Genomic DNA, 20,192 nt, shown 5'->3' with positions numbered 1-20,192 from the left:
CGATAGCTGGCGCGGAATCCGCGCCAGTGCGGCGGGTCAGTCCTGCACGACGATCAGGTACTTCGACGGCGCCCAGAACTCCTCGGGCGACTCGATCTGGATCGCGCCATGCACCTTGCCGTCCTTGCTTACCGACGTAGCGGCGAGATAGTCCGGGCTCTGCCGGCTCACGATCTTGTAGTTCTTGTCGTCGTGCGGCAGGGCGATGGAGAGATCCTTCGACTTGTCGATCTGAGTGAACGCCGAGGGGTCGAGGTGCCGGGCCGGCGCCAGGTGGTGGCCGCCGAAGAAGAGGAACTTGGAGCCCTCCTGCGCCAGGATGCCCTTGTCCATCAACTCTTTCTTGGTGCCCACGGCGTAGTAGACGGTGTTCTTGTAGCTGGTGAGATTGGAGACCGTGTCGGTGAGCGCGGCGTTATTCGCGACGAGCTGGGTGTTTTCCTGGGTGACAGTATCCACCTTGCTCGTAAGTGCCGCGATCTCGACCTTCTGGCGCTCGATGGTGGCGCTGTACTCGGCTTCCTGCTGCTCGGCCGTGGCCTTGAGATCGGCGATCGTCTTTTTCGCGGCATCGAGCTGTGCGAGGAGCCGCTGGTTGCGGCCGCCCATCTTCTTGGCGCGGGCGGTGGCGGCAGTGAGCTTGTCCTCGCTCTCGTTCAGGCGTTCGACGACTTCCTTGATCCGGCTCACGACGGCGGCGCGGTCCTGCGCGGCGCCGGACGCGCTCTTCTCGGTGGCGAGCACGGGGCTCACGCCGACGCTCTTCGCCTTGGCCAGCTCTGCGTTCAGGTCGTTGACGAACTTGGTGGTCTCGAGCACCTCGTTCAGCAGGCTATCCTTTTCGGCCGATACGGCCTTGGCTTCGGCGAGCGCAGCGGTGAGCTGGTCCTTGCTGCGGTCGCAGGCCGTGGTGCTGGCAAGCGCGAGCGGGAGAAGAAGCCATCCGTACCTCATAACACGACCCCCTTGTGACACGATTGGTGTGGTGCGGGAACGCATGGTATTGCTCCGACCCGCCGGTTGCCCGGCCGGGGCTGAATCAGCCGCCACACGCCGCACCTCGGGCCGCCGGTCCTGGCGGTCCGGTCGCACGCGCCGCCGCCCCGGCATGGGCCGAGCTCGGCGGCGGAACTTCCGGCCCGAAGCTCCGGGCCCAAGGGCGTGACGTACGGAAGACTGATCGGCGGGAAGTGTACATAGTCGGCCGGGCCGGGGGTAGGGAGGCGTGGCCGGCCGGGCAATGGGGGCGGTGGGAATCGAACCCACGACCTAGGGATTAAAAGTCCCTTGCTCTACCAATTGAGCTACGCCCCCGACGACCGCGGCCCCGTGCTCCGGACCGGCGTGTACGCGCGCCGGAGCCGCGCGTCAAACGTGCCCCGGCGCCGGCCGAATCTCAAGCTGACCCACCCGATTGATCCGAGCCTGCCCGCAATTGATCGCTACGTGCCGCTCCATCGCTAGCGTGGCCTCCGCGATTCCGATCCGATTCGGGTCGGCGCGACCACCCAGTCACCCCGTTCCGGGGCTCGCAAGGAGGCTAGCATGTCAGCCCGCACCTGGACCATCGCCCTCGCGATCGCGGCGCTCGCCGCGTGCAGCGACACCACCGGACCCGACCTCAGCACGGGCGCGAGCCAGGCAGGAAGCAGCGGCGGGACCGTCGTGGTGCCGCCCGGCGCGCACCCGGTGGCCGCAAAGTAGGACCGTACACGGGGCGGGTGGCTCAGGCACCCGCCCCGCCGGACGGGCGCGTCATCTTGAGTCGGGTCTTGAGTTGCGCGATGTCGCGACGAGTTGCGGCCATCGCTTCGGGCTCCGGGGCCGAGCCGCGGGCCAGCCGTTCGGCGGCCGCCAACGCGCGTCGCGCCGCCCGAAGCGCACCCGCCTCGAGCGCGACCGCAGTGAGGGTCGCGGCCTCGCGGACAAGCTCGGGCGTTCCCGCGCGGCAGCCGGCGAGAAGCTCCACCCTGAGAACCCGCGATTCGAGGTCTTCGCGCGAGGCGAGCGCCTCGGCCGCCTGCTGCCGGAGCAACCATTGCTGGCCGCGGGTGAGAAACTCGGTGCGGATCACCTGGGCGACGAGCGGCGCCGTGAAGGCGTAGCGCTCCCCGTCGAAGCGCAACACGTCGAGCCGCTCCATCCGGGGCAGTGCCGCGTCCATCGCACGCGGCATGACACCGCTCACCTGCGCCAGCAGCTCGAGGTCGATCGTTGATCCGAGCGCGCTGGCGGCAGCCACGAGGTTCCGGTCGTCCGGCGCGAGCTGCACGACCCGCGCGACGATCGCCATGCGGGCGAGGTTGGGGACGCTGATCGGGAGCGGCGCATCGAACGTGGCGTCCGGCGGCGGCCACTCCAGTGCGTCCGCGCGAAGCGCGGTAACTTCGTCGAGACCGCGCAGCAGCGTCACCGCGAGAAAGGGACTGCCCGACGCCTCGAACACGACGCGCCGCGCAAGGCGGTCGGCCTCGGCGGCATCACGGCACCAGGGCGACAACGATCCGACCAGCTCCCGGAGCTCGTCCGGCCGCCACGCCTCGAGCTGCACCGCGATCCCCGGCAGGCTCCCGCCCGCCGCGGCGCGCAGGGCGAGCAGCTCGGGCGGCGCCGCCTCGGCCGCGTGCAATGCGGACACGATGAGCACGACAGGCACCGCATCGAGCGCCGCCAGCGCACCGTGCAGCGCGCCGAGACTCGGCCCGTCTGCGAAGTGCGCGTCGTCGAGGGCGATGCCGAGCGGCGCCTCTTCGCCGACCGCTCGAACGAGTGACGCGAGCGCGTGCGCGACCTCGGCCGCGTCGCGCGGGGCGCGGGGCTCCGTGCGCTCGCCGAGCTCAGGGACCAGCGCCGCCAGCACGGCGATCGCATCCGGATCGGTCGCAGCCACACCCGGGGCGCGCGCGAGGCCGCTCCGCATGAGGCCTCTGAGCGTGCTCCATGCCGCGTCGTAGCCGGTGCGGAGTGCCTGCGCCGAGATCACCACCGCGCCATCGAGCGCGAGCCGGTCGGCGCACTCGGCCATGAGTCGGGTGCGGCCCAGGCCGCCGTCCGCCGTGATCACGAGGGTGCGCGGGCCAGCCGCCAGGCCGGCCGCCACCGTGTCGAAGGCAAGCCGATAGACGCGCTCGCGCATGATGAGGGGCGGTCGGCTGTCGGCGTGGCGCACGACCTGGTGCCGCCAGCGACCGCCGCGCACCCGTTCAGCCAGGGCGAGCAGCTCGCGGCTTGGGATTTCGCTCAATTCGTCCGCCAGGCCCCGCCGAAATTCATGAAAGGCCGCGAGCGCGCCCGCCGCATCACCCGCGAGCGCGGAAGCACGGATGAGCAGTCGCGCCGCCGGCTCGCTGTACGGTTCCGCCGCGAGGGCGCGGCGCGCCATCTCCGTCGCCTCGCCGAACTGCGCCTGGATCAGACAGCGCTCTCCGGCGCCCACGAGGATCGCCGCCGCGCGGCTCCGGTAGCGGGCGCGCTCGGCCGTCGCCCAGTCGTCGAACGGCGAGGAGTCGCCAAGCGCGAAACCCTCGAGAAAGTCGCCGGTCACGAGCGATACCGCCTGCGCTGGATCGCTCGCCGCCGCGGCTCCGAAGCGCAGCGCGTCCACGCAAAGGCCGGCGTCGCTCAGCGTGAGCGACTCGCCCACGGACACGAGCCGGTCGGCGCCAAGGCAGGCGCGGAGGCGGCGCACCGCCTCGTTCAATGAATGCTTGGCCTGCGGCTCGGGTTTTTCGGGCCAGAGGAGCCCGAGCAGGTGCTGGCGCGTCCGGGTGCGAGTGGGCGAGAGCGCCAGGTAGATGAGGAGTGCGAGATGCTTGCGCCACAGCACCTCGGCCGGCGCGGGAGCTCCGGCCAGGCAGGCCGTGGGCGGCCCGAAGCAGATGAGCTCGAGATCGGCTCGCGACCGTGTCTCGAAGAGGGCCATGGCATCCCCCTTCCGTTCGCACCTGCGCCGCTCGCGCGCAGCACGCGGGGGCGTCATATTGCGTCGTATCGCTGCCTCCCCAAACGTGGGAAGGCCTCCCCGGAAACTCAAGATCGCCTTATCATGCGCGCCATTGTCATGGATATTGTCCGCCCTTCAAGCCTTCTCGTCGCGCTCGCCGTCGCCGCCGCCGCCCCCTGCCACGCCCAGTCCTACACCGACGCGGAACGGTGGCAGGTGACCATGGACGATGGGCGCATCCTCTGGGACGTGCGGCTCGTGCGCCTCGCCGACGATTCGCTCCAGGTCTCCCGGCCCGACTCCCTCGCCACCGTGCCCGTATCGCACATGAACGAGATCCGGCTCATCAAGAAGACCGAGATGACGTTAGGTGCCCACGAAAGCGAGATGAAGGCATTGATGGGCGCCGACGACGAGGTGTACGACCTCACGCCGCTCGAGGTCACCGACCGGCTCAGGGTGGTGCAGCAGATCTTTCTGCACCATCCCCCGCAAACATCCAAGTAGGGCCGCGCCATCCCGCCCACGCACCGGGTGACCCGCCGATGAACTGGCACGAACTGGCCGAGCGCGCGCTCGACGGCCGCCCGGCCACCGGCGGCGAGGCGCTCGCCGTCCTGCGCTCGCCGGACGACGAGCTGCTCGGGGTGCTCGACGCGGCGTTCCGGGTGCGCGCCCGCTATCACGGCCGCGACGTGCGCATCCACGTGCTCAGGAACGCCAAGAGCGGGCTCTGCCCCGAGGATTGCGCGTTCTGCAGCCAGTCGGTGGCGCACCATGCGAACGTGGGGCGGTACGCGTTGCAATCGGCCGAGGAGCTGGTGGCGGGCGCGCGTGAGGCGGCGCGGATGGGGGCCGTGAAGTACTGCATGGTGACGAGCACGCGCGGGCCGTCGCAGCGCGAGCTGGACGTGATCTGCGCCGCGGTGCGGCAGATCAAGGCGGAGCTCAACATCAACGTCTGCACCTCGCTCGGGCTGCTCAAGGAGGGCCAGGCCGAGCAGCTCGCCGCGGCGGGCGTTACCCGGTTCAACCACAACCTCGAGGCGTCGCGCCGGTTTTTTCCGGAGATCTGCGGTACCCACGGGTTCGACGAGCGGGTGGCTACGGTGCGCCGCGCACGGGCCGCGGGAATGGAAGCGTGCTGCGGCGGGATCATGGGCATGGGCGAGTCGCTGGAGGACCGCGTGGCGCTCGCGCTCGAGCTGCGCGCGCTCGAGGTGGAATCGATTCCCGTCAACTTCCTCGACCCGCGCCCCGGCACGCCGCTCGGCGAGGCGCCGCGGCTCTCGCCGCAGGATTGTCTCCGCGCGCTCGCGATGATGCGATTCGTCAATCCGAGCCGCGACATCCGCGTGGCCGGCGGGCGCGAGGTGAACCTCCGCCACCTGCAACCGCTCGCGCTCTATCCCGCCAACTCGATGTTCGTGAACGGCTACCTCACGACGCCGGGCGCGGGCTACGAAGCCGACATGAAGATGATCGCGGACCTCGGCTTCCGCGTGGCCGAGCTGGTGCCGGCCGAGGCATAATGGGTGCGCCTTCGCCGGGGCGCACGACCGTGCTCGTCACCGGCACGGACACCGGCGTCGGCAAGACCTGGGCGGGATGCGCGCTGGCGCACGCGCTCCGGGCCGTTGGGCGGCGCGTCATCGCGGTGAAGCCGGTGGAGAGCGGCTGCGGCGACAGCGGCGCGGAGCCGGCGGCGGGCGAAGACGGCGAGCGCCTCGCGGCGGCAACCGGCCAGGCCGCGCCGCGCCGCGCGCTCCGGCGGTTCCGCGCTGCGATCGCGCCGGCGGCGGCGGCGGATCTCGAGTCGGGTAACCCAAGCGAAGCCGCCGGGACGCTGGAGCTCGACCAGATCGCGGCGGAGATCGAGGCAGCGGCCGGCGACGCGGACGTGCTGCTGGTCGAGGGCGCGGGCGGTCTCTTGAGTCCGATGGCCTGGGACTGGACCGCCGTGGACCTGGCACGCACGCTCGATGCTTCCGCCCTCGTCATCGCGAGCGATCGACTCGGCACGATCAATCACACGTTGCTCACCCTGAGCGCGCTCGACCTGGCCGGCGTGCGCGTGGCGGGCGTCGTGCTGAGCGCACCGGCGGCGCCCGACGCGTCGACCGGCGGCAACGCGGCCGCGATCATGCGCCTCTCGGGTATCGACCGGGTGCGCGCGGTGCCGCGGGTGGACGATCCGGCGGCGGCGGCCGAGTGGTTCGGCGAGGTCGTGTCGTGGCTCTGACGCGCGCGCCCGCCCGGCTCGTCCGCACGGGCGCCGCGCTCACGTGCCTCGCGGCGCTCGCCGCAGCGCCATCCGCGCGGGCTCAGGACCCGCCGGCGCTTCAGACCATCACCTTCCCATCGGCGGACAGCCTCCCCATCACCGCCGATCTCTACGCGCCGCACCCGCCGACGGCGCCGTTCATCGTGCTCTTCCACCAGGCGGAGTGGAGTCGCGGCGAGTACCGCGAAATCGCACCCCGGCTGGTCGAGATGGGCTTCAACTGCATGGCCGTGGACGCACGAGCCGGTGATGCGGTCGAGGGCGTCGTCAACGAGACGGCGCGCCGCGCGGAGGCCGCAGGCCGGCCGCACGATATGCTCGACGCGGCGCAGGACATCGAGGCGGGCGTGCGATACGCGCGCCGGCACTGGGCGCACGGTGCGCTCGTCGCGTGGGGCAGCTCGTACTCGGCGTCGCTGGTACTGCGGCTCGCGGGGACCAAGCCGTGGCTCGTGAACGGCGTGGTGGCGTTCTCGCCCGGCGAATACTTCACCGATCCGCCGGGCGAGCCGCACTACGTGGCCGACGCCGCCAAGCACATCGTGGTGCCGGTGCTCATCACCTCGGCGCGCTCGGAGGAAGGCGACTGGAGGGAGATCTACGCGGCGATTTCGCCGTCCCTCCGGCGCAGGTACCTGCCCGACTCGCCGGGGCGTCACGGATCCAGCGCGCTCTGGAAGCGCACCAGCGGCCAGGAGGGATACTGGCAGGCGGTGCGGGGATTCTTGAATATGAGATTTTCGCACGGGCGCTAGCCCGCCGACGGTCAGTGCCCCAGCCCCTGCACGACCGCCGCCGCCCCGGTTCGGGCGTCGGCGTGCTTGAGCCCGTCGGCCACGGCCTGGAGCCGGGCCCGCCCGACCGTCCGCCCGAACTCCCCGCGAAATACTTCGAGCGCCCACCGGCGCACCCATGGGCGATCGTCGTCCAGTTCGCTGGCGAGCTGGTCGAGCGCTACGGAGTCGCCGCCGGCGGCCATGGCGGCGAGCGCGGCGGTGACGAGCTGCTGGTCGCCGGCGCGGTCGGCGAGCGCCCGAACCAGCGATGGATCGGCGGAGCGCGCCGCAGCGACGATCGCTGCGGTCTGGATGGCGTCGCGGTACGACGGCGTGCGGAGCCCTTCGAGCACCGCCGCGCGCGCGCCGGCCGAGTCGAGCGCGACGATGGCGAGGAGGGCAGCGGCACGCACCTGGTCGCTCGAGTCGGCGGTCCAGGCGGCGCGGGCAACGCCGAGCGCGCGGGTACGCGACTCGGCGGACGGGGCACCGGCGGTATCGCCATCGGCGACGGCGGTGGCCGTGACCCCAGCGCCGCCCGTGCCGCCGCCTCCGCTCACGTTGGCCGCGAGCGCCGAGACGGCGGCCTGGCGCACGCGGGCCGAGGTGTCGGCCGCGGCTGCCACGAGCGGGGGCCCGGCCTCCGCCGCCGGGAAGCTCGCCAGCGCCTGGGCGGCTTGCGCGCGGGTGAGGTCGAAGTCACTCGCGCGCGCGGCGCGGGCGAGCGCCGCCGCCGCTCCCGCATCGTCGGTGCGCTCGGCGAGGCGGCCGATGACCCACGCGCGGTTCCAGAGGTCCGGGTCGCGCGCGAGCTGGGTGGCGAGCCACGCGGTGGGCTGCTCGAAGTCGAGCGTCTTGAGCATGCGGTTGCCGTCGTCGAACACGACCATGGTGGGCGGGCCCGCGAGGCTGTCGATCGTGACACTCTGCTCGCGCGCGGTGAGCTCGACTTCTCGGACCACGTCCCCGGCCCCACCGCTCGCCGCGTCACCCTGGCCCACCCGGATCGCGATGCGGCCGCGGAACACCCGGGGCACGGTGAAGCGAAGCCCGGTGCTGTCGGCCGCGAGCGAATCGCGCTGCGTCTGCGTGATCGACAGCGTGAGCGCGCGCGCCGCGCTGTCGTAGGTCGAGCGAACCGTGAACTCCGGATAACCCGCCTGATAGACCCACTGGTCGAAGAACCAGTTCAGATCCTGGCCGGTGGCATCGAGGATGGCGCGCCGGAGATCGTCGCTCGCGGCGTTGCCGTAGGCGTGCCGGGTGAGATAGAGATGGATCGACTTCCAGAACTGCTGCTCACCCAGCGTGCGCTCCAGCATGCGGAGCACGAGTGCGCCCTTGGGATAGATGTTGTTCGAGCCCATCGACGCGAGCGGCATCGCGCGGCGCGCGTCGAGCGCGAGGTAGCGGCTGTATTCCTCGAGATAGTAGTCGTCGGCCGCGTGCTGCCCCTCTTTCACCCGCCAAAACTGCCCCGGCATGAACTCGGCGAAGCCCTCGTTGAGCCACATGTTGGCCCAGTTCGAAAGGGTGACGAGGTCGCCGAACCACTGGTGCGCCAGCTCGTGCGGAATGAGCACGCGCTGATACCAGGGCCGGTCGACGTACGCCCGTGAATCCGGCAGCCAGTCGACCAGCGTGGTGGCGCTCACGTTTTCCATGCCGCCGAAGAAGTCGGCGACCGTGGTCTGCGCGTACTTGGCCCACGGGTACGGCACGCCGGTGAGACGGGCGTACACGTCCATCACGTCGGGCGTGATGGCGAAGAGGCGCCGGGCGCGCGCGCTGTCGTCGGGATACACGAAGTAGTCGAGCGGAACGTCGTGCCAGCGGCCGGTGAGGCGGACGAGCGGCGCCACCACGAGCGACACGAGGTAGGTGGACGCCGGCCGCTCCTGCGCCCAGGTGAACGTGCGGGTGCCGCCGGCGCCGGGCCGGTCGCTCGCGAGCCGGCCGTTGGAGACCGCCGTGAGCGATTCCGGCACGGTGGCGACCAGCTCCCAGGTGGCCTTATCGTCGGGAAAGTCGTACGTGGGAAACCAGCGGTGGTTGCCGTCGGTCTCGCCCATGCTCCAGAGCTGCTCGGGGCGGTGCGGACGCCCGTCGGCCGGAATGAACGTGAGCCCCTGGCCGTTCTTCACTCGGCCGTGATAGGCGACGGTGAAGCGCAGCGTGTCCCCGCGATGCGCGGCGCGGGGGAGCGTGATCCGCAGCGTATCGGCCGTATGCGTCATGGCGAGCCGGCGGCCGCGGGCGTCGGTCACGCGGCGCACGTCGAGCAGCGCGCCGGCGTCGAGAGCCACCGCGCGCATCGCCGCGCGGCGCGCGACCAGCGTGGTGGTCACCCGCCCATCGAACGATAGCGAGTCCCAGGAAAAGTTGCGCAGCTCAATCCGCTGATGTACGAGATCGTAGTCGTGCGCGCGGCCATAGCGGCCGCCGCGGATCAGGTCGGCGTTGGTCTGCGCTGCAAGCGGTGCGGCAAGGACGGCGGCGAAGAGACCCGGAGCGATCAAGACGGCGAGAGACGAACGCAATTGCATCGGCGGCCGATCAGCGAATCAGAGCGTGAGGAAAAGCTGCGCCACGGGCGCAAAGCTGCGGCGGTGATGGGGCGTGGCGCCGAGCGCAGCCAATCCGGCGTGGTGCGCGTCGGTTCCGTAGCCCACGTTGGTCTCCCACCCGTAGCCCGGGTGCCGAACGGCGAGGCGGTGCATGAGTGCGTCGCGCACCGTCTTGGCGACGACGCCCGCCGCCGCGACCGAGTGGCAGAGCGCGTCACCGTCCACCAGCGCGTCGTGCGTGAGGCCGAGCTCGGGAAGCGGAAGCCCATCGATAAGTACGCACGCGGTACCGACCCGTGGCAAGACCCGGCCGAGCGCGCGCCGCATCGCGACGGCGGAGGCGATGCGAATGTTGAGCCGGTCGATTTCCGCGGCCGACGCGGCACCGAGCCCGATAGCGAGCGCCGCGGCGCGGATGGCGGCGGCGAGTGTTTGGCGGGCATTGGCAGGAAGCGTCTTGCTGTCGCGGAGCCCCTCGATGCACGGGCAGCCGGCCGGAAACACCACGGCCGCGGCCACCACCGGTCCCGCCAGCGGGCCGCGGCCGACTTCATCCACCCCGACGAGGAGCTGTCCCTGGGCCCACGCCGCCGCTTCGCGGGCGAGCGTGGGAACCAGGGGCGCCATCGCGGGGCTCCGGGGCTCAGCCTTCGCGCTTCTCCCGGATGCGCGCGGCCTTGCCACTCAGCGCCCTGAGATAGTAGAGCTTGGCGCGGCGCACCCGGCCGCGGCGCACCACCTCGACGGCGGCGATCGTCGGGCTGTGCAGCGGGAAGATGCGCTCGACGCCGACGCCGGCCGACACCTTTCGCACCGTGAAATTCTCACTGATGCCACCGCCGCGCCGCGCGATCACGAGACCCTCGAAGGCCTGAATCCGCTCCTTGTCGCCCTCGCGCACGCGCACCATCACGCGGATCGTGTCGCCCGGCTCGAACGGGGGGATGTCCGATCGGAGGCCCGTGCGGGCCGCCTCTGCCAATCGCTCCATCGCATTACCCTCCGCGCCGTCGGGCGCTGCCTCAGGATGACTGCCCTTCTTCGTACCGCGCCCACAGATCCGGGCGGCGTTCCCGCGTCAATCGTTCAGCTTCGGCCTCGCGCCACGCGGCGATTTCGGCATGGTCGCCCGAGCGAAGCACCTCGGGCACGGCGAGCCCCCGATATTCGGGAGGCCGGGTGTAGCTCGGCGGGCTCAGGAGCCCGTCGTAGTGCGAGTCGCCGCTCGCGGACTCGTGATCGCCCAGCGCGCCCGGCAGCAGCCGCACCACCGCATCGAGCACGCAGAGCGCCGCCGGCTCGCCGCCCGAGAGCACGAAGTCGCCAACCGAGATCTCGTCGGTGGCGAGCCCGCCGGCCACGCGCTGGTCCACGTCCTTGTAGTGCCCGCACAGGAGCGTGAGCCGCTCGCCGAGCGAGAACCGCACCGCGTCGTCGTGGCCGAACCGCCGGCCGCGGGCGGAGAGGAGGACGACGTGCCCCGTGGGCCTCAACGTCTCCACCGCCTCGAAGAACGGCTCGGGCTTCATCACCATGCCGGCGCCGCCGCCGTACGGCGCGTCGTCCACGGTGCGATGCCGGTCGCGGGCGAAATCCCGGAGCTGCACCAGGCGGAACCGCACCAGCCCGGCCGCCGCCGCCCGCGCCGGGATGCTGGTCGAGACGAACGGCGCGATCGTCTCGGGAAACAGCGTCACCACGTCGATCGTCAGCACGGCAGCGGCACGCGGCCTAGGGTCAGAGGTCGAGCAACCCGTCCGGCAGCGCCACCACGAGGCGGCGCCCCGCGCGATCCACCTCGCGCACGAATTCCCGCTTGAACGGCAGCAGGAACTCGCGCTCCGGCCCCTGCACCTCGAGCATCACGCCGGCCGGCAGGTCGTACACGCCGCTCACGAGGCCGAGCGGCGTGCCGTCGGCGAGCTTCACGGCAAAGCCCTCGAGCTCGTGGAGGTACACCTCGCCGTCGGCCGGCGGCGCCAGCTCGGCGGCCGGGGCGCCGAGAAAGCGATCTCGCCATGGGTCCAGCGCATCGCGCTCGTCCACGCCGCGAAACTTGAGCAGCCACGCGCGGTGGTAGCTCCGGCTGCGTTCGATCTCGAGCGGCCCGCCGACCGTGCGCCCCTCGAGATCGATGACCCACACCGTGCGTCCGGCGGCGAGCACCATGGCCGGATCATCGGTGAGCGGAAAGAGCGTCATCTCGCCCTTGAGCCCGTGCGGCTTCCTGAGCCGCCCCACCGCGACGAGCGGCGGCGCCGCGTCGGTCACGGCGCCGAGTGGGGCGTCGTGCCGGGCGCCGGACCGCTCACACCGCGGTCGGCGGAATCACCCCCGCGGCCTTGAGGAGCGACTCCACCGTGTCGGTGGCCGTGGCACCCCGGGCCAGCCAGTTCCGCGCCTTCTCGATGTCGACCTGCACCTTGTCCGCCGCGGTGCGCCCCTTCGGGTTGTAGGTGCCGAGCACCGCGATGAAGCGCCCGTCGCGGGGCGACTGCTTGTCGGCCACGACGATGCGGTAGAGGGGCAGCTTGGTGCGGCCGATGCGGCGCAGGCGGATGCGGGTGGCCATGGTTCGTGTCTCTTGGGTCGCGGGTTAGCCGGGGAATCCTCGTCCGAACGGCATGCGCATGCCCCCGGTCTTCCCCGCCGTCTTCATGAATTTCTGCATCTGCTTGAACTGCGCCAGCAGTTGATTCACTTCCTGCACCGTGCGGCCTGAGCCCTTGGCGATGCGGAGCCGGCGCTGGCCGTTCAGCACGTCGGGATCGGTGCGCTCCCTAGGCGTCATCGAGAGCACGATGGCTTCGACGTGCTTGAGCTTCTTGTCGTCGATCTTGGCCGCTTGCAGCATGGCCGGGTTCACACCCGGCAGCATGCCGAGCACGTTCTTGAGCGGCCCCATCTTCTGCATCTGGCGCATGGCGCCGAGGAAGTCCTCGAGATCGAGGCCCTTCTTCGAGCGCACCTTTTTCGCGAGCCGCTCGGCTTCCTTCTCGTCAACCGTGACCTGCGCCTTTTCCACCAGCGAGAGGATGTCCCCCTGCTGGAGGATGCGGCCGGCCATGCGGTCGGGGTAGAACGGCTCGAGCGCATCGAGCTTCTCGCCCACGCCCACGTACTTGATCGGCGCGTTGGTCACCCCGTAGATGGAAAGCGCGGCGCCGCCGCGGGCGTCGCCGTCCATCTTGGTCAGGATGACGCCGGTGATCCCGAGGGCGTCGTGAAAACCCTGGGCGATGCGCACCGCGTCCTGGCCGGTCATCCCGTCGGCGACGAGCAGGATTTCCTGGGGCGCCACCGCCGCCTTGAGCCGCTTGAGCTCGTCCATCATTTCGTCGTCGATCTGCAGGCGGCCCGCGGTGTCCACCAGGACCGTGCGGGCACGGGCGCGGCCGGCAGCCTCGATGCCGCGCTTCACCAGATTGACGACGTCCTTCTCTTTCGCGCCGGGCTCCGTGTGCACACCCACGTCGACCTGTCCCGCCAACGTGGCGAGCTGGTCGGCGGCGGCAGGGCGATAGACGTCCGCCGCGACGAGGAACGGCGCCTTCTGCTCGGCCTTGAGCCGGCGCGCGAGCTTGCCGGCCGTCGTCGTCTTGCCGGAGCCTTGCAGGCCGACGATCAGCATGACCGTGGGCGGCACCGACGCGAAGGTGAGCGGCGCCTGCCGCTCGCCGAGCAACGCCACCAGCTCGTCGTACACAATCTTCACGACCTGGTGGCCGGGATTGACCTGCTTGAGCGCCGCGACGCCGACCGCCCGCTCCTGTACGCGCTCCAAGAACTGGCGCGTGAGGTCGAAGCTCACGTCCGCTTCGAGGAGCACGCGGCGGATTTCGCGAAGAGCTTCGCGCACCGCATCTTCGGTCAGGACGCCGCGGCCGGTGAGGCTGCGCAGCGTGGCGTTCAGGTTCGCGGACAGCTGGTCGAACATAAGCCCGCAAAAGTAATCAGGGGTGAGGGTTGGAGCAAGGCGAGCAGGTAGGCGGTAAGGCCTTACAACTTCGACAACAAAGCCTGGAACCGCCCCTCCCCTTTCAACCCCGCCAGATCGCTGTCATTCTCGATCCACTCGCGATGCCCAAACCCATTCTGCACCGCGCGCTCCAGGCAGTCGAGCGCCTCGTCGTTGCGGTCGAGCTTGGCGTACACGCAGCCGACGTTGTACAGCACGCCGGAGTCTTCCGGGTCGAGGGCCAGCGCGCGATTGGCCCAGTCGAGGGCGCGGCCTCGCTCGCCGAGGGCCGCGAGATCGATCGCGCCGAAGTACAGGGCGCGCGCGTCATCGGGATTGAGCTCGAGATGCTGTTCGATGATGCGCACCGACTCGCGGCGCGCCTGGTTCGCCTCCGTCTCCCGGCCCATCCCGCTGTAGGTGGCCGCTAGCAGGCTTCGCGTCTGATAATCCTCCGGCCGGACGTCGCCAGCGCGGGTGAACCAGTGCGCCGCTTCGTCGAGGCGGCCCTGCTGAAAGCAGGCGCGGGCGTAGAAGTAGTAGCTCTCGAAGAGCCGCGGATCGAGCCGGATGGCCGTCTCGAACTCCTGCTGCGCCTCATCGAACCGCTTGCTCAGGGTGAGCGCCAGCCCCCGCGATGCGTGGGCCGCGGCCACTCCGGGGTCCAGCTCGAGCGCTTGGCGGCTCGCCGCGTTGGCCTGCTCCAGATTCGCCGCGCTCGCGTCCCAGTACATGTAGAGAAACGAGCTGCAGTCGGCGGTGCCGGCATAGGCCAGCACGAACTGCGGATCGATCTCGATCGCGCGGGCGAACATGCGGCGGGCGAACTGAATGCCCTTCTCGCGGAACTGGTGGAAGAACTGCCGGCCGCGCAGGTAGTAGTCGTACGCCTGAACGTTTTCGGTGCGCGGATTTTCGATGGCGCGCTTCTCGTCTTCGGTGAGCACGATGCGAAGCGCGCGCACGATGTTCTCCGCAATCTCGTCCTGCACGGCGAATACGTCCTCCAGCTCGCGGTCGTAGCGCTCGGACCAGAGGTGATAACCGTCGCTCACATTGATGAGCTGCGCGGTGATCCGGATCCGGTTGCCCGCCTTGCGCACGCTCCCCTCGAGCACGCTTCCGGCACCGAGCTGCTCGCCCACCTGCCGGATGTCCTGATTCTTGCCCTTGAACGCGAAGGCGGATGACCGCGACGCCACCCGGAGCGCCTGGATCTTGGTGAGCGCGTTGATGATCTCCTCCGCGATCCCCTCGCAGAAGTAGTCCTGATCCTTCTGGGGACTCATGTCCGCGAACGGAAGCACGGCGATGGATCGCGGGCCGGCGGTGTGCGCCGTGAGCACCGTGGGCGTCGAACGCGGCCGCTCGGGCGCCGCCGCGAGTGCCTGGGCGAACTCCAGCGTCGTGGCGAAGCGCGCCGCCGGCTCCCGCGCCAGCGCTCGGCTCACTGCGCGATCGATTTCCGCGGGCGCCGAGGCCCACGCCGTGCGAATGGACGGCGCCGAATCGGTAATCCGCCGGACCATCACCGCCTGCGCGGTGGGGCCGGTGAACGGGGGCGCTCCCGCCAGCATCTCGAACACCATGCATCCCAGGCTGTACACGTCGCTCCGCCCGTCCAGCTCCGATTCGCCCGCGGCCTGCTCGGGGCTCATGTACGCCGGCGTGCCGAGCGCGGTGCCGGTCTGGGTGAGGCTCTCCGCGGCGCCCGCGCTCAGCGCCTTCGCGATGCCGAAGTCGGTGACGATGGCGCCGCCCTCGTGCAGCATCACGTTCTCCGGCTTGATGTCGCGATGGACGACGCCGCGGGCGTGGGCGTAGGCCAGCGCGCCCGCCACCTGCCGGATGATTGCGAGCGCCTCGGCGAGCGGCACGCGCGGCTCACGTTCGAGCCGGCTGCGAAGCGATTCGCCCTCGACGTAGGGCATGACGTAGTAGAGAAGGGCGCCGGCTGCGCCCGAATCGATGAGCGTCAGGATGTGCGGGTGGCTCAACCGGGCGGCAATCTCGATTTCGCGCAGGAAGCGGTCCGACCCGACGTTCGCGGCGAGGTGCGGGTGCAGCACCTTGAGCGCGACCGGCCGGCTGTGCTTGAGATCGCGCGCGAGATAGACCGTGGCCATGCCGCCACGGCCGAGCTCGCGCTCGATCGCATAGCGACCGGCGAGCGTACCGCGAAGCTGATCCGAGAGCGCGTCCACGAGGTGATCCGCCGGAGGAATCACAAGGATACCGACGGGGAAACGCTTCGGCTACCCTTCTCCCCCATGGACCACCAGACCCTGCTCTCCGCCGTCTTTACGATCGGCGGCGGGATCCTGTCGGGCGGCATCACCAACGCCGTGGCGATCTGGATGCTCTTCCATCCGTACGAGCGGCGGGGCATCGGGCCGTTCGTGATCCAGGGCGCAATTCCCAAGAACAAGGCACGCCTGGCCAAGGCGATCGGCCGCACGGTGGGCGACCGGCTGCTCACGGCGGAGGACCTGACCGGCCGGCTCTCGACGCCCGCCGCGCGGGAGACCTTTGCGGGCGCGCTCGATGGAATCTTGGGCGACATGCTGGCGCGCGAGGGCGGGCCGCTCCGCGCGCGATTGAGCCCGGCGCTGGTGCGCTCCCTGGACGAGACCACGGATGAGATGGCACCGCGGTTCGCATCCGCACTCGCGCGCTACGCCGCATCGCCCGGGTTCGAGACGCTGGCGACGAACTGGCTCACCCGCCTCCGCGCCGACCTCGACGGCAAGCCGATCGGCGCCGCGCTCACCGAGCCGCGCCGCGCCGCGCTGCGCGACGCGGTGGATGGCTGGGTGGCGCAGCTCACCGAGGGCGAGGAGCTGGAGGCGGCGCTCCGTCACTTCGTTCGCGATCGGCTCGACCATCTCGCGGCTGACAACCGCCCGCTGCTCGACCGTCTCCCGCCCGGCGTGGTGGACGCGGTGGAGCAGGCGATCAGCGACTATCTCCCGGTCGCACTCGAGCGGCTCGGCGCGCTGCTCGCCGATCCCGGGGCGCGGCAACTGGTCGAGGACGCGCTGCGCGACGCCTTCGATCAGGCCGTGCGCGACCTGCTGCTGCACGAGCGGCTGCTCGCGCGGCTCGTCGTGACCGACCGCACGATCGAGCGGCTGGTCGACGGCTTCGAGCGCGACGGCTTCGACCGGTTCGCGCTCGCCGTGTCCGATCCGGCGATGAAGGCGCACGTGAGCCGCGCGGTGAACGAGGCCGTGGTGCGCTTCCTCCGGCGCCCGCTCGGCGAGCGGCTCCGCGCCATGAGCCCCGCGCGCCGCGATGCGCTGGCCGCGACCGTGGGCGACTGGATCGTACGCGTCACCCGCGAGCCTGCGACGCGCGCCGTCATCGCGCGCACCCTCGGCCGGGTGCTCGACGCCGCGGAGGGGCGGACCTGGGGTGAGCTGCTGGGCGTGGTGCCGCCGGCGCAGGTGGCAGGGCTCATGGGCGAAGCGCTCGCGGGCGCCGAGGGCCAGGCGTCGGTCGTGCGCGCGGTGCGCCAGATCGCCGACCATCTGCTCGACCGGCCCCTCGGCCAGGGTGAAGCGTGGCTCGAGGCGGATACGGGACGCGCGCTCCGCCGCGCGGTGGCCGACGCCGCGTGGGAAGGCGTGCAGCAGCAGGTGCCGAGGATCGTGGAGCAGCTCGACGTGCACGAGATGGTGGAGCAGAAGGTGCTCGGCTTCTCGACCGAGCGGATGGAGGAGATCGTGCGTACCGTGACCCAGCGCGAGCTGGACCTCATCGTGCAGCTCGGTTACGTGCTGGGCGGCATCGTGGGGCTCTTCGCCTTTCTCGTCAACCTGGCCGTGCGGTAGCGCCGCCGGATGCGATGCCGGCGCGCGGCGGGTCGGCCCAGCCGCTCCACGCCGCCGGCGCGACGATCAGGCGCACGCCGGGCCTTCCGCTCACGTCGAGGCGATCGGCGGCGGCCCGATAGCCCCGCCGCGGATTGGCTGCGAGGCGCGCCGCGGGGCCGCGGGCAAAGCGGTCGGCCGCGCCGGCATCGTCCCACACGGCGTACCACACGAGCGCCGGCCCCGCCGGCGTGTCGTAGAGCCGATATCGATCGCCGCCCCAGCCGATCGCGTCGCCGCCGCCGATGAGCGTATCGGCGCCCCCGAGCCGGGCCTCGAGCACCCGGATCTCGACCTCGCCAAGCCCGTCCTCGTACGTGGGCTTCGGACCCGAGGTGAAGTTGAGCTCGACCGGCCGGTCGGCGGCGAGATAGCGATCGGGGTGCATGATCTGCTCGGTCGAGAGCGGCATGCGCGGACCGAACGGCACCGTGTCCTTGAGCGCCGACGTCCCCCACCACTGCATGAACTCCGCGCCGTCGAGATAGGGAAAGAGCAGCGTCTCGCGCACGATGAGCGGCGCGCGGGCGAAGACCGGCATCGCCGTCTGCTGCTGCGCCACCTGCGAGCGATAGGTTTCCCAGAAGCCGGGCAGCGCCGTCACGTCCATGTCGGGCGAGAGCACGCGGATCGAGACCAGCGTCGCCTGCCCCTCGAGCACGGCCTGCGCGGCGGACATGCGGTCGTTGCTGCGGCCCGCGTGCAGGATCGAATCGAGCGGGAGGTACTGCCCCTGCAGCGCGTGCACCATCTCGTGGGCGAGCACGAGTCGGAGCTGCGTCGGGTCACTGCCGGCGACGCCGAAGAACGTTGTGGAGTCCGGGTCGTAGTAGCCGGCGACCTGCTCGGTGTAGAGGTTCACCAGCAAGGGCTCGAGCTCGAGCGTGTCGGGCAGCAGGCCGAAGAGCCGATACGTCGACTCGACCCCGTGCATTCGCTCGGGCGGCAGCTCCTCGTGGAGCTTGCGCACGAGATAGTCGTGCACCTGCGCCTTGCTTCGCATGGCGGAGCGCGGCGTGGACTTGAATCGGAGCCCGGCGGCGCGCTCCACCGGCGCCTTGAGGCTGTCGACCAGTCGGCTGATGGCGACGTCGCCGGGGCGCTGCACCGGTTCGCCGCGGCAGGCGGTGGCGCTCACGAGCGCGGCGCAGGCAACTGCCAGGGAGGCCGCGCAGGCAACGGCAGCCGACCCGCGCGTGCCCGCGCTCATGCGGGCCCCCAGAGCGCCCCCATGTACCAGGCGTAGATCGCCGGCCCCGCGACGTACGTCGCCGCCGCGCCGAGTGCGAGAAAGACGCCGAACGGCACGAGCCGCTTCCGCCCGAACAGCGCGAGCGGCGCGTAGATGAGACTGCCGATCAGCGCGCCGAGGAACACCGTCACCGGCACGCCCTGCCAACCGAGGAACGCGCCTACCATCGCCATCATCTTCACGTCGCCGCCCCCCATCGCGTCCTGCTTGAGCATCCAGGTGCCGAGCGCACCGAATGCCCAGAGCAACCCGAACCCGACCGCCGCGCCGAGCACGGCATGGCCCAACCCGGCGAGCCCGCCGGCGAGGCTGAAGAGAAGTCCGATGGCGAGTCCGCCCCAGGTGAATTCGTCGGGGATGATGTACTCGCGCGCGTCGGTCATCGCGATGCCGAGCAGGATGGTGCCGAAGACCGCGGCGCGAAGCGCTTCGAGCGTCGGGCCCAGACGCCAGAACGCGAGCGCCCAGAGCGCCGCCGTCGCAAGCTCGACCAGGGGATACTGCATCGAGATCGGCGCGCCGCAGTGGCGGCAGCGTCCCCGGAGCGCGAGCCAGGAGAGCACCGGAACATTGTCGTACCACGCGACGCCTTTGCCGCAACTCGGGCAGCGCGACGGCGGGCGCACCACCGATTGGTCGGCGGGGAGCCGCAGAATGCACACATTGAGAAAGCTGCCGAACATCGCGCCGAAGAGAGCGGCGAAGATCACGACGAGAGGTCCGAGCCCCACCAGCTCATCGGCCACGCGTCACCTCATGCAGGAGAATGCCGGTCGCCACCGCCACGTTGAGCGATTCGGCGCCCGGCGCGAGCGGCACGGCGACGCGCCGGGCGGCACGCTCGGCGAGCGCCGGAGCAATACCCGCGCCCTCGTTGCCCACCACCAGCGCGAGCGGGCCCGCGGGCGCCGCGCTGCGCGCCACGGGCTCGCCGTCAGCCGCCGCGGCCCAGAGCGTAACCCCGTGCTCGGCCGCCCATGCGAGGAACTCGTCGCTACGGGCCGCGACAGCCGGGAGCCGGAAGAGCGCGCCCATGCTGCCGCGCACCACCTTCGGGTTGTGCAATTCGGCCGTTCCTTCGAGCGCCACGACGGCCGCGGCGCCGAGCCCGAGCGCGGTGCGCAGAATCGTGCCCACGTTTCCGGGGTCCTGCACGCCGGCGAGCGCCGCCACTATGGCTCCGCGCTCGAGGCGCACATCGCTCCACGTCCAGCGCCGCGGCTCGATCAGCGCGACGACACCCTGGGGTGAATCGGTGTCGGCCAGCGCGGCGAGCTCCCGGTCCGTCACCGCTTCGAGCCGCACCGCGTCGCGCTCGAGCGCCGTCTTGAGCGCGCGCCCGCGGGTGGTAGCTTCGAGAGCAGGCGACACGGCGGCACCGCGAATCGCGATGCCCGCCGAGAGCGCATCCTCGATGAGGCGCACACCCTCCGCCAGCGTGAGCCCGCGCCGCTCGCGCCCGCGGCGCCGGTGCAGGTCGCGAATCACCGTCTGCAAGGAGTGAGGCATGCCGCGCGTCGTCCCCCGGAACTCGTCCGTC

General features: G+C 71.1%; 20 protein-coding genes and 1 tRNA gene. 7 read left to right on the top strand and 14 right to left on the bottom strand.

The window, feature by feature from the left end; translation table 11 throughout:
• Window positions 1-36 precede the first annotated feature (36 nt).
• Window positions 37-954: a hypothetical protein gene (locus tag VFW66_04160; GenBank protein HEX5385874.1), complete on the bottom strand. Its 918-nt coding sequence runs from the start codon at window positions 952-954 to the stop codon at window positions 37-39.
• A gap of 287 nt (window positions 955-1,241) precedes the next feature.
• Window positions 1,242-1,314 (bottom strand) — tRNA-Lys (locus VFW66_04155).
• Here VFW66_04155 and VFW66_04150 point away from each other — a divergent pair.
• Window positions 1,288-1,464: a hypothetical protein gene (locus tag VFW66_04150; GenBank protein HEX5385873.1), complete on the top strand. Its 177-nt coding sequence runs from the start codon at window positions 1,288-1,290 to the stop codon at window positions 1,462-1,464. The two genes, VFW66_04155 and VFW66_04150, sit on opposite strands and share 27 nt — an antisense overlap.
• A gap of 81 nt (window positions 1,465-1,545) precedes the next feature.
• On the top strand, window positions 1,546-1,704 hold the full coding sequence (locus tag VFW66_04145; GenBank protein ID HEX5385872.1) for a hypothetical protein: 159 nt from the start codon (window positions 1,546-1,548) through the stop codon (window positions 1,702-1,704).
• Window positions 1,705-1,726: 22 nt separating this feature from the next.
• Here VFW66_04145 and VFW66_04140 read toward each other — a convergent pair whose 3' ends face one another.
• Entirely contained in the window at window positions 1,727-3,922 is a 2,196-nt protein-coding gene (locus tag VFW66_04140) for a BTAD domain-containing putative transcriptional regulator (GenBank protein HEX5385871.1), read from the bottom strand.
• 123 nt (window positions 3,923-4,045) lie between these two features.
• On the opposite strand from VFW66_04140, the gene VFW66_04135 reads away from it, so the two are divergent.
• From VFW66_04135 to VFW66_04120, 4 genes are read left to right on the top strand one after another with little or no spacing between them, the layout of a single operon-like run.
• On the top strand, window positions 4,046-4,450 hold the full coding sequence (locus VFW66_04135; protein HEX5385870.1) for a hypothetical protein: 405 nt from the start codon (window positions 4,046-4,048) through the stop codon (window positions 4,448-4,450).
• A gap of 38 nt (window positions 4,451-4,488) precedes the next feature.
• Window positions 4,489-5,475, top strand: coding sequence for a biotin synthase BioB (bioB, locus tag VFW66_04130; GenBank protein ID HEX5385869.1), 987 nt, complete (start codon window positions 4,489-4,491; stop codon window positions 5,473-5,475).
• Entirely contained in the window at window positions 5,475-6,185 is a 711-nt protein-coding gene (gene bioD / locus VFW66_04125; protein HEX5385868.1) for a dethiobiotin synthase, read from the top strand. The genes bioB and bioD overlap by 1 nt, the downstream gene beginning before the upstream one ends.
• A complete protein-coding gene (locus tag VFW66_04120) occupies window positions 6,176-6,982 on the top strand; it encodes a dienelactone hydrolase family protein (protein HEX5385867.1) in 807 nt (268 codons plus the stop codon). Before bioD ends, VFW66_04120 begins: the two co-directional genes overlap by 10 nt.
• 11 nt (window positions 6,983-6,993) lie before the next feature.
• Here the strand turns inward: VFW66_04120 and VFW66_04115 are convergent, their stop codons facing one another.
• The 8 genes from VFW66_04115 to VFW66_04080 all read right to left on the bottom strand — a co-directional run bounded on the left by VFW66_04115 (window position 6,994) and on the right by VFW66_04080 (window position 15,756).
• Window positions 6,994-9,549: a M1 family aminopeptidase gene (locus VFW66_04115; protein ID HEX5385866.1), complete on the bottom strand. Its 2,556-nt coding sequence runs from the start codon at window positions 9,547-9,549 to the stop codon at window positions 6,994-6,996.
• Window positions 9,550-9,567: 18 nt separating this feature from the next.
• Window positions 9,568-10,197 carry a ribonuclease HII gene (locus tag VFW66_04110; protein HEX5385865.1) on the bottom strand — a complete coding sequence of 210 codons (630 nt, stop codon included), beginning with the start codon at window positions 10,195-10,197 and terminating at the stop codon, window positions 9,568-9,570.
• A 16-nt stretch (window positions 10,198-10,213) separates the two neighbouring features.
• Window positions 10,214-10,561, bottom strand: a complete 348-nt coding sequence (gene rplS / locus VFW66_04105) for a 50S ribosomal protein L19 (GenBank protein ID HEX5385864.1) — start codon at window positions 10,559-10,561, stop codon at window positions 10,214-10,216.
• A gap of 31 nt (window positions 10,562-10,592) precedes the next feature.
• On the bottom strand, window positions 10,593-11,285 hold the full coding sequence (gene trmD, locus VFW66_04100) for a tRNA (guanosine(37)-N1)-methyltransferase TrmD (GenBank protein ID HEX5385863.1): 693 nt from the start codon (window positions 11,283-11,285) through the stop codon (window positions 10,593-10,595).
• A gap of 22 nt (window positions 11,286-11,307) precedes the next feature.
• On the bottom strand, window positions 11,308-11,841 hold the full coding sequence (gene rimM / locus VFW66_04095) for a ribosome maturation factor RimM (protein ID HEX5385862.1): 534 nt from the start codon (window positions 11,839-11,841) through the stop codon (window positions 11,308-11,310).
• A 37-nt stretch (window positions 11,842-11,878) separates the two neighbouring features.
• Entirely contained in the window at window positions 11,879-12,142 is a 264-nt protein-coding gene (rpsP, locus tag VFW66_04090) for a 30S ribosomal protein S16 (protein ID HEX5385861.1), read from the bottom strand.
• Between the two features lie 24 nt (window positions 12,143-12,166).
• Window positions 12,167-13,507 carry a signal recognition particle protein gene (gene ffh / locus VFW66_04085; GenBank protein HEX5385860.1) on the bottom strand — a complete coding sequence of 447 codons (1,341 nt, stop codon included), beginning with the start codon at window positions 13,505-13,507 and terminating at the stop codon, window positions 12,167-12,169.
• Between the two features lie 62 nt (window positions 13,508-13,569).
• The gene (locus tag VFW66_04080; GenBank protein ID HEX5385859.1) at window positions 13,570-15,756 is read right to left on the bottom strand and encodes a protein kinase; all 2,187 of its coding nucleotides are present in this window, start codon (window positions 15,754-15,756) and stop codon (window positions 13,570-13,572) included.
• A 42-nt stretch (window positions 15,757-15,798) separates the two neighbouring features.
• Between VFW66_04080 and VFW66_04075 the strand changes: the two genes are divergently transcribed.
• Window positions 15,799-17,361: a DUF445 family protein gene (locus tag VFW66_04075; protein HEX5385858.1), complete on the top strand. Its 1,563-nt coding sequence runs from the start codon at window positions 15,799-15,801 to the stop codon at window positions 17,359-17,361.
• Here the strand turns inward: VFW66_04075 and VFW66_04070 are convergent.
• The 3 genes from VFW66_04070 to VFW66_04060 are packed head-to-tail and all read right to left on the bottom strand — an operon-like array spanning window position 17,342 to window position 20,161.
• Window positions 17,342-18,610, bottom strand: coding sequence for a hypothetical protein (locus VFW66_04070; GenBank protein ID HEX5385857.1), 1,269 nt, complete (start codon window positions 18,608-18,610; stop codon window positions 17,342-17,344). The genes VFW66_04075 and VFW66_04070 overlap by 20 nt on opposite strands.
• Window positions 18,607-19,398: a prepilin peptidase gene (locus VFW66_04065; GenBank protein ID HEX5385856.1), complete on the bottom strand. Its 792-nt coding sequence runs from the start codon at window positions 19,396-19,398 to the stop codon at window positions 18,607-18,609. The genes VFW66_04070 and VFW66_04065 overlap by 4 nt, the downstream gene beginning before the upstream one ends.
• The gene (locus VFW66_04060) at window positions 19,388-20,161 is read right to left on the bottom strand and encodes an RNA methyltransferase (protein ID HEX5385855.1); all 774 of its coding nucleotides are present in this window, start codon (window positions 20,159-20,161) and stop codon (window positions 19,388-19,390) included. Before VFW66_04060 ends, VFW66_04065 begins: the two co-directional genes overlap by 11 nt.
• Window positions 20,162-20,192: the final 31 nt, after the last annotated feature.

The sequence above is a fragment of the Gemmatimonadales bacterium genome, from assembly GCA_036279355.1.
Taxonomy (GTDB): Bacteria; Gemmatimonadota; Gemmatimonadetes; order Gemmatimonadales; family GWC2-71-9; genus DASQPE01.
This window is presented reverse-complemented; position numbering and strand designations above follow the sequence as displayed.

Bases quoted from the DNA above. Each gene is read 5' to 3' on its own strand.
- rplS (HEX5385864.1), bottom strand. From the start codon at position 10,561: ATGGAGCGATTGGCAGAGGCGGCCCGCACGGGCCTCCGATCGGACATC.
- VFW66_04075 (HEX5385858.1), top strand. From the start codon at position 15,799: ATGGACCACCAGACCCTGCTCTCCGCCGTCTTTACGATCGGCGGCGGG.
- VFW66_04110 (HEX5385865.1), bottom strand. From the start codon at position 10,197: ATGGCGCCCCTGGTTCCCACGCTCGCCCGCGAAGCGGCGGCGTGGGCC.
- VFW66_04115 (HEX5385866.1), bottom strand. From the start codon at position 9,549: ATGCAATTGCGTTCGTCTCTCGCCGTCTTGATCGCTCCGGGTCTCTTC.
- VFW66_04135 (HEX5385870.1), top strand. From the start codon at position 4,046: ATGCGCGCCATTGTCATGGATATTGTCCGCCCTTCAAGCCTTCTCGTC.
- ffh (HEX5385860.1), bottom strand. From the start codon at position 13,507: ATGTTCGACCAGCTGTCCGCGAACCTGAACGCCACGCTGCGCAGCCTC.
- bioB (HEX5385869.1), top strand. From the start codon at position 4,489: ATGAACTGGCACGAACTGGCCGAGCGCGCGCTCGACGGCCGCCCGGCC.
- VFW66_04160 (HEX5385874.1), bottom strand. From the start codon at position 954: ATGAGGTACGGATGGCTTCTTCTCCCGCTCGCGCTTGCCAGCACCACG.
- VFW66_04060 (HEX5385855.1), bottom strand. From the start codon at position 20,161: ATGCCTCACTCCTTGCAGACGGTGATTCGCGACCTGCACCGGCGCCGC.
- bioD (HEX5385868.1), top strand. From the start codon at position 5,475: ATGGGTGCGCCTTCGCCGGGGCGCACGACCGTGCTCGTCACCGGCACG.
- rpsP (HEX5385861.1), bottom strand. From the start codon at position 12,142: ATGGCCACCCGCATCCGCCTGCGCCGCATCGGCCGCACCAAGCTGCCC.
- VFW66_04070 (HEX5385857.1), bottom strand. From the start codon at position 18,610: ATGAGCGCGGGCACGCGCGGGTCGGCTGCCGTTGCCTGCGCGGCCTCC.
- VFW66_04145 (HEX5385872.1), top strand. From the start codon at position 1,546: ATGTCAGCCCGCACCTGGACCATCGCCCTCGCGATCGCGGCGCTCGCC.
- VFW66_04140 (HEX5385871.1), bottom strand. From the start codon at position 3,922: ATGGCCCTCTTCGAGACACGGTCGCGAGCCGATCTCGAGCTCATCTGC.